This is a genomic window from Microbacterium sp. (assembly GCF_049650565.1).
GTDB lineage: Bacteria > Actinomycetota > Actinomycetes > Actinomycetales > Microbacteriaceae > Microbacterium.
Map to the genome: position 1 here is coordinate 1 of NZ_JBASAK010000081.1, position 13,169 is coordinate 13,169.

A 13,169-nucleotide genomic window follows, 5' to 3' on the forward strand; every position below is an offset into this window, starting at 1 on the left:
CCTCCAGCGCGCCCAGTTCGGCGCGCACCGCCGCGGGCACCCCCTCGGGCACCGACACGAAGAACGACGCGCCCGAGCGGATGCCCGCCAGCACCACCCGCAGCAGCGACGCCAGCGGCGCATCCGCCGCCGCCCGCACCGTCACGGGCACCGGCCGGTACCGGAACAGGTTGCGCTCCACGCCCAGCTGCGACACATCGCGCACCTGGCCGAACTCGCGATCCCAGGCCACGGCATCCGACAGCGCGGCCTGGCGCAGCCACTCGAAGGAGTCGAAGTCCAGCGACGGCTGCGCCGACTCGATGAGCCCGGAGATGCGGATGTCCAACCCGCGCAGGTGCAGCGTGCTGGAGGACTTGCCGCGCGGCTGCGAGCGCCACGACCCCAGTCCGATCAGGTAGTTCGGCCCGCCGGCCTTCGCACCCGGGCCCACCGACGAGCGCTTCCAGCCGCCGAACGGCTGCCGCTGCACGATGGCGCCGGTGATCCCGCGGTTCACGTACAGATTGCCGGCCTGCACCTGATCCAGCCACAGCGCGAGATCGTCGGGGCTCTGCGTGTGCAGGCCGGCGGTCAGCCCGTACGCGACGGCGTTCTGCAGCCGGATCGCCTCGGACAGCGTGGCGGCGTGCATGATGCCCAGCATCGGGCCGAAGAACTCCTCGAGGTGCGTGCGGGAGCCGGGCTGCACGCCCACGCGGATGCCGGGGCTCCACAGCCGCCCCGTCTCATCCAGCGAGCGCGGCTCGATGAGCCACTTCTCGTCGGCCTCCAGCTGCGTGAGCGCCCACGCCAGCTTGCCCTGCGGCGTCTCGACCACCGGACCCACCTCGGCCCGCGGGTCACCGGGCCAGGCCACGCGCAGCGAGCGGGTGGCATCCAGCAGCTGCCGCGCGAACCTCTTCGAGCGCCCCACCGGACCGACCAGGATTGCCAGGGATGCCGCGGAGCACTTCTGCCCGGCGTGCCCGAACGCGCTGTGCACGAGGTCCGACACGGCCAGATCCAGGTCGGCCGTGGGCGTGATGATCATGGCGTTCTTGCCGCTGGTCTCGGCCAGCAGCGGCAGCCCGCTCCGCCACGAGCGGAACAGCGCGGCGGTGTCCCACGAGCCGGTGAGGATCACGCGGTCGACGTCCGGATGCGCGATGAGCTGCTGCCCGAGCGTCCCCTCCTCCACGTCGGCCAGCACCAGCACGTCGCGCGGGATGCCGGCCTGCCACAGCGCCTCGGCGATGACGGCCGCGCAGCGGCGGGCCTGCGGCGCGGGTTTGAAGACCACGCCCGAGCCCGCGGCGAGCGCAGCCAGCACGCCGCCGGCCGGGATGGAGACGGGGAAGTTCCACGGCGGAGCGACCACGGTCACGCGTGCCGGCTCGAACCGGGCGCCGGCGATGCCGTCGAGCTCACGGCAGGTGGCGGCGTAATAGCGGGCGAAGTCGACGGCCTCGCTGACCTCCACGTCGCCCTCGGCGAACGTCTTGCCGGTCTCGATGGCGGCGACCTCGATGAGCTCGGCCCGCCTGCCGGCCAGGGCGACGGCGGCGCGCTGCAGCGCCTCCGACCGCGCGGATGCCGGCCTCGAGCCCCATGCCGCCGCAGCGTCGTGCACGCGGGAGACGGTCTGCGCCAGCATCCGCTCGTCGTCGATGCGCGCGGCCTGCAGGGTCGCGATGCCGAGGTCGGACGCCTGGGCCGCTGCACCCGCACCCTGGGTCGCTGCACCCGCACCCTGGGTCGCTGAGCCCGTCGAAGCGCCGGCCACGCGCGCGAAGATCCCTCGCGCCCACTCCCGGTTCGCGGCGAGCGCCGGGTCGCTGTCGGGAGTGTTGACGAAGCCGGGTGCTCCGTCCGCGACGCCGGCGATCTCCTGCCGGGAGTACACCGCCGTCTGCAGGAACGGGTCGGCGTCCGCCCCGTCGTCCCCGGAGGATCCGCGTGCGATGCCCAGCACGAGCCCGGTCAGGTCCTCGGTCTCCTCCTTCGGGCGGGGCCTGGTGCGCGCGGACTCGTGCACGGGCGCCGCGCGGTTCTGCGTGCGCCGCGGCCCTGTGTGCAGGGAGTGGTCGCGCGCGCGGCTGACGGAGTCGACGAACCGCAGCCGCTCGCGCTCGAACAGCGAGGGGTCGTCCGACAGGTCGAAGGCCGCGGAGAGGAAGTTCGACGACGACGCGTTCTCCTCCAGGCGCCGCACCAGGTAGCTGATGGCCACGTCGAACTCGCCGGGATGCACGACCGGCACGTACAGCAGCACGTGCCCGACGGTGCGCGAGACCGCGGCGACCTGCCCCTGGGCCATCCCCAGCAGCATCTCGAATTCGATGCGGTCCTGCACGCCGCGCTCGTTCGCCAGCAGCCAGGCGTAGGCGATGTCGAACAGGTTGTGGCCTGCCACGCCGATCCGCACCGCGGCGGCGCTGCGAGGCTGGAACGCCTCGTTCAGGCAGCGCAGGTAGTTGGCGTCGGTGTCGAGCTTGGAGCTGTAGGGAGCCTGCGTCCAGCCGTGCATGATCGCGTCGACCTTCTCCATCGCCAGGTTCGCGCCCTTCACGAGCCGGACCTTGATCGGCGCTCCGCCGTGCTCCACGCGGTCGCGCGCCCAGGCCGTCAGCTCGCGCAGCGCGGGGAGGGCATCCGGCAGGTACGTCTGCAGCACGATGCCGGCCTCCAGGCCCTTCAGTCGCGGGTCCTCGAGGATGCGCGTGAAGACCGCGATGGTCAGATCGAGGTCCTTGTACTCCTCCATGTCGAGGTTGATGAACGTCTGGGTCCCTGAGCCCCCCACCTGGGTCCCTGAGCCTGTCGAAGGGCCGGCCGCAGTCAGGTACAGCGGCGTGAGCCGCTTGACCACCTCGTCCACCACGTCGTCGAACGCCCACATCGAGATGCGGCTCATGATCGCGGAGACCTTGACCGAGACGTAGTCCACGTCGTCGCGGCGGATCAGATCGTGGATGCCGTCCAGCCGGCGCTTCGCCTCGGCTTCGCCCAGCACGGCCTCGCCCAGCAGGTTGAGGTTCAGCCGCGGCGCCGCGGATCCGTCGGCCCGATACCGGATGCTCTCCAGCGCGGCCCCGAGCTTCTCCGGGCGCGCGTCGACGATGAGATGACCGACCATCTCACGCAGCACGCGTCGCGCGATGGGCACGGTCGGCACCGGCAGCGCCGGCGCGATGCCGCCGCCGGCGCGCACGACGCCGCGCAGGTACCAGGGCAGGAACCCCGGTGCCAGCGGCGCGATGCGGTGCAGATTGGATGCTGCCGCCGCCGAGCTCTCCGGCCGCATGACGCCGTCGACGAAGCCCAGGGTGAACGCCAGGCCGTTCGGATCGTGCAGCACCCCCGCCAGGCGCGCCGCCGCATGATCGACCGGGATCGACGCCTCCTCGCGGACCCAGCGGCGGGCGAGCCGGGTGGCCTCGTCCTCCAGACGCGCTCCGGAGGGGACGGACTGCTGATCGGGCATGCTCCCAGCGTATGTCGCGCGTGCGCCCGAGCGCGGTTGACCGGCCGTGATCAGGCGCCGAGTCACCCTATGCTGATCCTCGTGACCGCCGCACCGCCCTCCCCCGTGCAGGAGAGGACCCTGCTGACCCGGGTGCGGCGCATGGCGAGCCTGATCCCCACCCCATGGCTGATCACCGCCGGCGGCGCGCTCCTCCTGGCCGCCACCGCGGGCTTCGGAGGCCTGGCCGACGCCGCGGTCGCCCCGGCGCCCACGGTGGCGGTCGGCGAGCAGTACTCCGGCAGCGACCTGACCCTGACCGTGCAGAGCGTCGAACTGCGCACCGACCGCGGCAACGCGATGGTCTTCCCGAAGGAGGAGCAGGGCGAGAAGGTGCTCGCCATCACCCTCGAGGCGACCAACACCTTCCACGCAGCGCGCTCGGCGTCGGCCGCGGAGGCCGTCGCCGGCATCCGCGTGAAAGGCATCCAGGGCACGCCGACCATCTCCCGCGCCGACGGGAGCGGCGGAACCACGCTGCAGCCCGACGTGCCCGCGCAGCTGGTGCTGGCCTGGGTCGTCCGTTCCGGCGAGTTGCACGACGGCGACGAGCTCCGGTTGAGCCTGCCGGACTCCACGCACTTCGTCGGCACCAGCGTGCTGAAGGGCCAGGATTACTGGAGCGACATCGTCGTGGGCGCCACGCTGACCGCGCCGGTGGTCGAGGTCGCTCCCGCAGACGACGGGAGCACGCCGTGACCACGAGCGCAGACGCACCCCTTGCAGAGGCGACCCGCACGCCCTGGGCGAGGCGGGCGCTCCCCTGGGCGCTGACCGCCGCGCTGCTGGCCGGCGCGTGGGTGGTGAACGCCGTCGCACTGCCGGACTCGGCACCCGAAGCGCCCTTCGTCACTGCCACGACCGTGGGTGGCACGGCCACCGCGGGCAACCTCACCGCGAAGGTCACCGATGTGCGCGCGGCACGCAGCATCACCGATCCGAGAGGGTGGACGGCCGAGGGCTCCTGGCTGGTCGTGGAGCTGGATGCCGAGGCCGTCGACTCCCAGTACGGATCGCTGCTGGGAGTCGCCGAGCTCACCATCGACGACCGCACGTTCCGCGCCACCGAGCGCGGTCAGACGATGTTCCGCACCGGCGCGCTGGTGCCGGGGGTGATGCGCCACGGCGCCGTGGCGTTCGAACTGCCCGCCGATGCGCTCAAGGGCACGGCCGTGCTGCGGCTGGCCAACGCCTCCACCGTCGCCGACAACGGCGTCATCGAGCTGCTGATCGACCTCGCCGCGATCCCGGTGGAGAACGCCGTGAACCTCCCGGAGACGGGCTGGGCCGACCGATGACCATCCCCACGCCGCTCCGGCCCATCGCCCACGCCGAGCGCACCCCGCCGGCCCGCCGGCCCGGATGGTGGCGCGCCAACCGCCTGGCGCTCGTCGCGCTGCTGGTGCTGGTGCCGCTGATCGGCGTCGGCGTGTGGTGGAACGAGTGGTACTCGTACTACGGATACGGCGCGCGCAAGGTCACGGCCGTGCAGGTGCCGGAGGACGGCACGATCGAGCTCGGCGGCGCGACCTGGGGTCCGCTGAAGAGCGGCGAGGCCGAGGACACCAGCGGACTGGACATGCCCGCGGGCACGCGCCTGCTGATCGCATCCGTCCCGGTGAAACCCGACGGCAGGGCCGTCACCTGCGATTCACCGCTGCTGGTCCAGCAGGGCACCGGCCGCGAGTGGGCGCCGCTGCGCTCCGAAGTCGGCATCCCCTCCTCCAGCGACGAGCCCGAGCGCTGCGTCAACGACCTCGCGGACCCTGCGGATCCGGCATCCGTGAAGCCCTATTCGATGGTCGTCGGCTTCGTCGTCCCCGACGACGTGGACGGCCCGTTCTGGCTCGACGTGGATCCCGCCGGCGACGGACGGTTCGTGAGGTTCTCTCTCAACCCCTGACCGCCGATGGTCTTCGGCTTCCTGCCCGCCTCGAGCACGGCATCCGGGAGCGCGCCGGCGGCATCCGCCACGGCTCGCACATCCGCCTCGGCCTGCGTCTCGATCCCGGCATCCGCCTTCTCCTGCTGCCGCTTGCGCAGCCTGCCCAGCGTCGCGTCGTACGCACCGGCAATCACCGATACGCGCAGCGGTTCGATGAGCAGCAGCGGAACCAGTGAGACCAGCGGCGTGGCGATGCTCCAGAAGATCTGGTCGTGCGGGCCGACCAGACGGGTGACCCCGAAGTCCAGGTATGTCTGCAGCGTCTTCACCGCGACGTACGTCAGCGCGTATGAGGCGATCAGCACGGGGCCCGCCCGCCACATCAGCAGCAGCGCCCGGCCGATCGGCACGAAGCGCGAGCCCAGCTCATCCCCGAGATCCTTCAGGCGGCGCATCAGCGGGTTGGGCACGATGGCCGCGTGCTGGCGGATGCTGGCGAGCATCTCGTTCTCGATGCGCAGCTTCTCGGCCACGATGGCCTGGCCGTAGACCACGCCGCCGACCGTCAGCCAGGCCAGCGGAGCCAGCAGGATGGGCCCGGACTGCCCGATCAGCCAGCCGACGCCGTCCCACGCCCACTGCACGGGGGCGATGGCATCCAGCACGTTCGCGCGAACCTGCTCGAACCACACGGTGGCGGCGCGGGTGTCCACCCAGCCGCTGATGGTGTCGGTGATGTTGCCGATCACGATCACAGAGAAGAACACCCAGACGACCTCGAGGTACACCGCGACGGGCGACACCCAGGCGGGGATGCGCTGCTGCCACTTCGTCCACGCCCAGCGCGCGGCGAACGCGATCGCGATGATCAGCACGGTCCACACGCTCAGCGGCAGGTCGGTGACGCTGTCGGTGTTCTCCAGCATGGGCTGGTTCTTCGCCAGCGCCTCCCATCCCAGGCTCGAGCGCTCCACCAGAGAGCGCGAGGCGTACGCGGTGACATCCTCGCCCAGCAGGCCCTGACCCCAGTAGACGGCGAAGAAGGGCAGGATGCCGGCCAGCAGCGCCGACAGGAAGGTCTTGCGGCGCTCGGCGGGCGACTCCGGCAGCGGGGCGATGTCGTTCAGCTCGCGCAGACCATCGCGCAGCACCAGGAACATGGCGACGTAGCTGATCAGCCGGGCGAGGATCGCGACCGGGAGGATCAGCATGCCGAGGGTGGCGGAGTGCGCGCCCACGATGCCCGAGACCTGCACGATGGCGTAGTGCACGGCAATGCCTGCCAGATACCACGCGAGCATGGCCGGCCAGTGTCGCACCAGGCTGCGCCCGGTCGAGGCGAGGATCGTCTTCACTGCTGCGCGGTGTTCGGATTCACGGGTTCACACCGTCGTGAGAAGTCCCAGAGCGACGGCTGCGGCTCCATAGGTATCGCTGCCGAAGTCGCTCGCCGAGAGGCCGAACAGGAAGACGATCCAGAAGATGCCGGTGAGCAGCGCCAGCGACGACAGCACGACACCGGTGATGCCGAGTCCCTTCCCCCGTCCGCTTCGGATGGCGAGGATGCTCAGCACCAGGCCGGCGATGGCGATGATCAGTCCGAGGAACGGGATCCAGCCACCCAGGAACGCGACGGCCGACACGATGATCGCGGCGATCGCGAGGCCCCCGACTCCCGGTCCCGACGCGGGGGCTGTGCCGTAGCCCGGATATGAGGCGACCGGGTATCCCTGCGGGTTGTAGCCGGGCTGCGGGTACGAGGCGTACGGCGGGTTCTGCGGTGCAGACGGCTGCGCGTACGGAGACGGCTGCGCGTACGGGGACGGCTGCGCGTATGGAGACGGCTGGCCGTAGGGCTGGGCGGGCTGCTGGCCGTAGGGCTGGGCGGGCGGAGGCTGGTACGAGGGGGCGTGCGGAGGCGCAGGCGGCTGATAGGCCGGCGGCTGGTAGCCCGGCTGGTCCCCCGAGTTCGGCGATTCGTACGACATGCTGTCCCCCTCTGCGTGGCTCCCAGCTTAGGCGAGCGGGGGCACGCGCGCGGCGCCGGTCACTCCCACACGCTGGGCGCAGCGGTGCGCGTGGACGGCAGCGCTGACGCCGACGCCCACTCGTGGATCCAGTCGTCGACGTCGGGCATCCCGGTCGGTACGCCCACGGCGGCGAACAGCTCGTCGTGGCCGACCGTCCCGCCGCTGAAGCGCATCATCCTGGCCCGCACGATGACGCGGGCGTAGACCTCGCCGTCGACCACCGCGCGGTGCTCCATGAACACGGCCCGCTCGTCGTGGCCGACCATGCGCGACTCGATGTCGAACCGCTGCCAGAGCTGCAGCGACTTGCGGAAGGTGATCGTCTCGCTGGAGACGACGGCGTACCAGCCGCGCTCCTTCATGATGTCGAACAGGCCCGTGCGGATCAGCAGATCCCAGCGGCCCAGGTCGAACAGCGACAGGTAGCGGCCGTTGTTCATGTGGCGCAGGATGTCGAGGTCCGTCGGCAGCGTGGTCAGGCGGATGCGGCCGATCTCAGAGGCCTCGAGAGTACGGCCGCGGCGCACGCGCAGCCGGGCTCGCAGAATGACCAGAAGGGTGCGCCAGATCACGTTCACAACCGCTGATAGTAGTGATCCGCGATGGATCACCCAAGTTCGTTGGGCATCTGCTACAACTCCTCTCGTGCATTACCGGTCGATTTCACCTCTTGCGACCGCGCGCGTAGAGTCGCGACATGAGCGCCGAAGCCCAGCCCGAGATCATCGTCCGTCCGGTCCGCGATGTGGATGCGGAGGCCCTGGGTCGCGTGCACGCACAGAGCTGGCACGAGACCTACGACCACCTGGTCAGCAAGGCCGCCCTCGAGCGGATCTCCCCCAAACGCCTCGCGGAGCTGTGGGTGAACTGGGCCCGCCAGGGCGACGACTTCCACATGAGCGCCGCCCTCGTCGACGGCGAGATCATCGGCTTCGTCGGCTCCGGCCCCGCCCGCGACAAGGACGCCCCGTCGTTGCGCGAGCTGTACTTCATCTACCTGCTCGAGGCGTGGCACGGCACCGGCACCGGCCAGAAGCTGTTCGACGCTGCCGTCGAGAAGGACGAGTCGCTGTACCTGTGGGTGGCCGAGGACAACCCCCGCGCGCACCGCTTCTACGAGCGCAACGGCTTCCGCCGCGATGGCGCAACCCACACCGAGCCGTTCCTCGGCGAGACCCTCACCGAGGTCCGCTTCGTGCGCTGACCTCCTGCTTCTTCTCCGCCGACACCCTGTGTTGACGCCGACACCCCGTGTTGCGGGAGTCCGCAACACGGGGCGTCGGCTGTTCTCCGGGGTCTCGGCGAACCGCATCCGGCTCCGGTTCACAGCGCGTGGATGATCTCCTCGACCTTCTCCTTGGCGTCGCCGAACAGCATCTGCGCGTTCTCGCGGAAGAACAGCGGGTTCTGCACGCCCGCATAGCCGGTGGCCATGGAGCGCTTGAACACGATCACGTTCTCGGCCTCCCACACCCGCAGCACGGGCATCCCGGCGATGGGGCTGCCCGGGTCCTCCGCGGCTGCCGGGTTGACGGTGTCGTTGGCGCCGATCACCAGCACGACCGCCGTGGAGGCGAAGTCGTCGTTGATCTCGTCCATGCCCAGCACGATGTCGTACGGCACCTTCGCCTCGGCCAGCAGCACGTTCATGTGCCCGGGCAGGCGCCCGGCGACCGGATGGATGCCGAAGCGAACCTCCACGCCGCGATCCCGCAGCCTGGCGACCAGGTCGGCCACCGGGTACTGCGCCTGCGCGACGGCCATTCCGTAACCCGGCGTGATGATCACGCGGGAGGCGCCCGTGAGCATGGCGGCCGCGCCCTGCGCGGTGATCTCGCGATGCTCGCCGTGCTCCTCACCGTCCTTCGAGGAGGGCGCTGCGATGCCGAACCCACCGGCGATCACCGACAGGAACGACCGGTTCATGGCCTTGCACATGATGTACGACAGGTACGCACCCGAAGAGCCCACCAGCGCGCCGGTGACGATCAGCAGGTCGTTGTTCAGCAGGAAGCCGGCCGCGGCCGCCGCCCAGCCGGAGTAGCTGTTGAGCATCGAGACGACCACGGGCATGTCACCGCCGCCGATGGAGGCCACCAGGTGCCAGCCCAGCGCGAACGACAGCAGCGTCACGACGATCAGCATCCAGAGCTGCTGGTCGGCGACGAACCACACGGTCAGCCCGAGGAACACGACCAGCGCGCCGATGTTGAGGGCGTTCTTGCCCGGAAGCATGAGCGGGCGAGACGACATCCGGCCCGACAGCTTGAGGTTCGCGACGATCGACCCGGTGAAGGTCACGCCCCCGATGAAGATGCCGATGAACACCTCGGCGTTGTGGATGCCCAGCAGGCTCGCGGAGATCGGCTCGTGCGTGAGGTAGCCGTTCCAGCCCACCAGCACGGCCGCGATTCCCACGAAGCTGTGCAGCATGGCGATCAGCTCGGGCATCGCGGTCATCTGCACGACGCGCGCCTTCCAGAGTCCGATGGCAGCGCCGACCAGCACGCCGACGGCCATCATCGACAGTCCCAGCGCGGCGCCCGAGCCGCCCCAGGCATCCGCGACGGTGAGGGCGAGGGTGGATCCCAGGGCGAGGATCATGCCGACGATGCCGTAGACGACGCCCGCGCGGGCGGACTCGTGGCGGCTGAGGCCGGCGAGGCTCATGATGAACAGCAGGGCGGCGACGATGTACGCGGCCCCGGCGATGGCGTCGACGGTCACTTCTGGCCGCCCTTCACGAACATGCTGAGCATTCGGCGGGTCACGGCGAAGCCTCCGAAGATGTTGATGCTGGCCACCAGCACGGCCGCCGCCGCGATCACCTGAACGACGGGGTTGGCGTCGGTGATCTGCAGCATGGCGCCCACGATGATCACACCGGAGATCGCGTTGGTGACCGACATCAGCGGCGTGTGCAGCGCGTGGTGCACCTTGCCGATCACGTAGAAGCCGATCACGACCGCGAGCATGAGCACGGTGAAGTGCTGCGGCAGCGGGTCGGGCGCGAACAGGTTCACCAGGAGCAGCGCGGCGATGCCCGCCACGATCAGTCCGATCCTCTTCCCCGCCGACATCTTCTCGGCCTTCGACGCCGGTCGCGGTGCCGCCTGGGTCCCTGAGCCTGTCGAAGGGGCCGGTGCCGCGGCCACCTGCACGGGCGGTGGCGGCCAGGTGACCGCACCATCGCGGACCACGGTGACCGAGCGCTGCACGACGTCGTCGAAGTCGATGGTCAGCATCCCGTCCTTGCCCGGGGTGAGGAGAGCTATGAGGTTGGCGACGTTGGTGCCGTAGAGCTGGGATGCCTGTGCGGCGAGCCGCGAGGCCAGGTCGGTGTAGCCGAGGATGATCACGCCGCCTTCGCTGACCGTGCGCTCCCCCGCCACCGACCCTTCGACGTTGCCGCCCTGGGCGGCGGCCATGTCGACGATCACGCTGCCCGGCTTCATCGCGGCGACGTCGGATGCCGTGATCAGCCTCGGCGCCGCGCGGCCGGGGATGAGGGCCGTGGTGATGATGATGTCGACGTCGGCGGCCTGCTCGCTGTAGATCTCGGCGGCGCGGCGGTCGTAGTCCTCGCTGGTGGCCTTGGCATAGCCGTCGGTGGACTTCTCCACGACCACGTCGACGGGCAGGTAGGTGCCGCCGACAGAGCGCACCTGATCGGCGACCTCGGCGCGCGGGTCGGTGGCGCGCACGATGGCGCCCAGGCTGGAAGCCGCACCGATGGCGGCGAGTCCGGCAACGCCCGCGCCGGCGACCAGCACCTTCGCGGGCGGCACCTTGCCCGCCGCGGTGACCTGGCCGGTGAAGAACCGCCCGAACTCGTTTGCCGCCTCGACCACGGCGCGGTAGCCGGCGATGTTGGCCATCGAGCTGAGCACGTCCATGGACTGCGCGCGGGAGATGCGCGGGACGGCATCCAGCGCGAGGGCGGTGATGCCGCGCTGCGCGAGAGCCTCGACGAGATCCGGGCGCAGGGCCGGCGAGAGCAGCGCGACCAGCGTCGCGCCGTCGGAGAGTCGGGCGATCTCGGCATCCGTCGGCGGGTTCACCTTGAGCACGACGGATGCCGCCCACGCATCCGCTGCGGGGACGATCCGCGCGCCCGCCTTCTCGTAGTCCCCGTCGGGGTAGGAGGAGCGCGCACCCGCGCCCTGCTCGACCACCACCTCGTATCCGAGCTTCTGCAGGCTCTGCACGGTGACCGGGGTGGCGGCCACGCGGGCCTCCTCGGGCCCCTCCTGCACGATTCCGATCTGCGTCATCGCGATCCTTCCGTCCGGCGTCGGCGCCGGATTCACGTTTCGCTCAGACTACTGACCGGGTGTCCGAGCTCGAGAGGAAGGCAGGCCTGTGACGGCTCAATTTCCGTGGTTCTTGCGGGTGCCGGAAAGTCGGATGCGCTTGCCCGGGCTGCGCGGGGTCGTGCCGCGCGAGATCCTCGCCTCTGACGGCGGCCCTGCACGTCGCCCGCAGCGCCGGGTCGTTCAGCGACACCGCCCCTGCTCAGCGACACCGCCCCTGCTCAGCGACGGAGCTGAGCAGGGGCGAAGACGACCAGCAGGGGCGGCGAGGGTCAGCGCCCGGAGACCTGACCGAACAGCTTCGCGATCGGCGCGAGCACCAGCGGACGCGCGGCGAACCAGGCCCCGGCGATCACGAGGATCGCCAGCACGAACACCCCGAAGCCAGTCCAGTTGGCGGCGTACTCCATGCCGTCCACGGAGCCCTGGCCGGCGAACATGTGGTTGAGGTTGCGCAGCGCGCCGGTGAGGAACACCAGCGCGACGTGCACGATGATGAACGCCACGAAGTACAGCATGGTCGGGAAGTGCAGCGCGCGCGCCCACTCGATCGGATACGCCGCAGACAGCTTCTCGGCCTTCTTGGGCCACAGTCCCGACATCCGGAACCCGGTGATCGCCGCCAGCGGGGCCGCGAGGAACACCGTGGTGAAGTAGGCCAGCTGCTGCAGGCTGTTGTAGTTCACCCACCCGTTGTCGGTCGGCCAGTCGAACGACACGTACTGCAAGCCCGCCGACAGCGCGTTCGGGAAGACCTCCCAGCTGGTGGGCACCAGGCGCAGCCAATGGCCGGTCGAGAACAGCAGCACCACGAAGATCACGCCGTTGACCATCCACAGCAGGTCCAGCGACTGGTGGAACCACAGCGTCAGGCTGATCTTGCCCTTGGCCTTGCCGCGCGGGGTCCAGAACGCCGTCGGCCGCTTCTCGGTGCGCACGCGCAGGCCCGAGCGGATGATCAGCACCATCAGGAACATGTTGAAGAAGTGCTGCCAGCCCACCCACGGCGCGAAGCCGGGCGCGACGTCGACGTGGTATTCGCCGGGGTAGGTGGTGAGGAAGTCCTGCATGAACGGCGTGCTGAGGAAGGCGCGCACGAGGAACACGCCCGAGACAGCCAGCAGTCCCAGGGCGGCCAGGCCGAGCAGCCCGCCGATGGCCTGCGGCCAGCCCGGACGGAACCGCGACGGCGCCTTCTCCGGGGCGGGGATGTGCCGCGGTGCGGTGCCGTTCCAGACACTCTGCACGACGGTCAGCGGTACGGAGAGATCCCCGAACACGGCGACGGCCGTCGTTCCCCGGGGCGCCGAGCCCGTCTCGGCCTCGGCAGCCCGGGTCGCTGAGCCTGAGCGAGCGTCAGCGAGTCGAAGTGAAGCGTCGGTCTCGGCAGCCTGGGTCGCTGAGCCTGCTGAAGGGCTGTCGGCCTCGGCGGGCGC

General features: G+C 70.5%; 11 protein-coding genes. 4 read left to right on the forward strand and 7 right to left on the reverse strand.

The window, feature by feature from the left end:
- On the reverse strand, positions 1 to 3,466 hold a 3,466-nt coding region (locus tag WA967_RS13095), incomplete at its 3' end, for a proline dehydrogenase family protein (RefSeq protein WP_424423362.1).
- Positions 3,467 to 3,547: 81 nt separating this feature from the next.
- On the opposite strand from WA967_RS13095, the gene WA967_RS13100 reads away from it, so the two are divergent.
- From WA967_RS13100 to WA967_RS13110, 3 genes are read left to right on the forward strand one after another with little or no spacing between them, the layout of a single operon-like run.
- Positions 3,548 to 4,204, forward strand: coding sequence for a hypothetical protein (locus WA967_RS13100; protein ID WP_424423364.1), 657 nt, complete (start codon positions 3,548 to 3,550; stop codon positions 4,202 to 4,204).
- The gene (locus tag WA967_RS13105; RefSeq protein ID WP_424423367.1) at positions 4,201 to 4,803 is read left to right on the forward strand and encodes a hypothetical protein; all 603 of its coding nucleotides are present in this window, start codon (positions 4,201 to 4,203) and stop codon (positions 4,801 to 4,803) included. The genes WA967_RS13100 and WA967_RS13105 overlap by 4 nt, the downstream gene beginning before the upstream one ends.
- A complete protein-coding gene (locus WA967_RS13110; protein WP_424423370.1) occupies positions 4,800 to 5,408 on the forward strand; it encodes a hypothetical protein in 609 nt (202 codons plus the stop codon). Before WA967_RS13105 ends, WA967_RS13110 begins: the two co-directional genes overlap by 4 nt.
- Here WA967_RS13110 and WA967_RS13115 read toward each other — a convergent pair.
- Genes WA967_RS13115 through WA967_RS13125 form a run of 3 tightly spaced genes read right to left on the reverse strand, consistent with a single transcriptional unit; the run spans position 5,297 to position 7,998 of the window.
- Positions 5,297 to 6,745 carry a hypothetical protein gene (locus tag WA967_RS13115; protein ID WP_424423372.1) on the reverse strand — a complete coding sequence of 483 codons (1,449 nt, stop codon included), beginning with the start codon at positions 6,743 to 6,745 and terminating at the stop codon, positions 5,297 to 5,299. The two genes, WA967_RS13110 and WA967_RS13115, sit on opposite strands and share 112 nt — an antisense overlap.
- A 27-nt stretch (positions 6,746 to 6,772) precedes the next feature.
- On the reverse strand, positions 6,773 to 7,378 hold the full coding sequence (locus tag WA967_RS13120; protein ID WP_424423374.1) for a hypothetical protein: 606 nt from the start codon (positions 7,376 to 7,378) through the stop codon (positions 6,773 to 6,775).
- 59 nt (positions 7,379 to 7,437) lie between these two features.
- Positions 7,438 to 7,998, reverse strand: coding sequence for an acyl-CoA thioesterase (locus WA967_RS13125; RefSeq protein ID WP_424423376.1), 561 nt, complete (start codon positions 7,996 to 7,998; stop codon positions 7,438 to 7,440).
- A gap of 119 nt (positions 7,999 to 8,117) precedes the next feature.
- Between WA967_RS13125 and WA967_RS13130 the strand changes: the two genes are divergently transcribed.
- A complete protein-coding gene (locus WA967_RS13130) occupies positions 8,118 to 8,624 on the forward strand; it encodes an N-acetyltransferase family protein (RefSeq protein WP_424423378.1) in 507 nt (168 codons plus the stop codon).
- Positions 8,625 to 8,743: 119 nt separating this feature from the next.
- Here the strand turns inward: WA967_RS13130 and pntB are convergent, their stop codons facing one another.
- From pntB to WA967_RS13145, 3 genes are all read right to left on the reverse strand, one after another.
- Positions 8,744 to 10,090: a Re/Si-specific NAD(P)(+) transhydrogenase subunit beta gene (gene pntB, locus WA967_RS13135; protein WP_424423384.1), complete on the reverse strand. Its 1,347-nt coding sequence runs from the start codon at positions 10,088 to 10,090 to the stop codon at positions 8,744 to 8,746.
- A 53-nt stretch (positions 10,091 to 10,143) separates the two neighbouring features.
- A complete protein-coding gene (locus WA967_RS13140) occupies positions 10,144 to 11,694 on the reverse strand; it encodes a Re/Si-specific NAD(P)(+) transhydrogenase subunit alpha (RefSeq protein ID WP_424423380.1) in 1,551 nt (516 codons plus the stop codon).
- A 311-nt stretch (positions 11,695 to 12,005) separates the two neighbouring features.
- On the reverse strand, positions 12,006 to 13,169 hold a 1,164-nt coding region (locus WA967_RS13145), incomplete at its 5' end, for a cytochrome b/b6 domain-containing protein (RefSeq protein ID WP_424423382.1).

What these genes read in the sequence shown, in the direction of transcription:
- WA967_RS13110 (WP_424423370.1), top strand. Translation starts at nt 4,800, where the DNA reads ATGACCATCCCCACGCCGCTCCGGCCCATCGCCCACGCCGAGCGCACC.
- WA967_RS13120 (WP_424423374.1), bottom strand. Translation starts at nt 7,378, where the DNA reads ATGTCGTACGAATCGCCGAACTCGGGGGACCAGCCGGGCTACCAGCCG.
- WA967_RS13130 (WP_424423378.1), top strand. Translation starts at nt 8,118, where the DNA reads ATGAGCGCCGAAGCCCAGCCCGAGATCATCGTCCGTCCGGTCCGCGAT.
- pntB (WP_424423384.1), bottom strand. Translation starts at nt 10,090, where the DNA reads ATGAGCCTCGCCGGCCTCAGCCGCCACGAGTCCGCCCGCGCGGGCGTC.
- WA967_RS13140 (WP_424423380.1), bottom strand. Translation starts at nt 11,694, where the DNA reads ATGACGCAGATCGGAATCGTGCAGGAGGGGCCCGAGGAGGCCCGCGTG.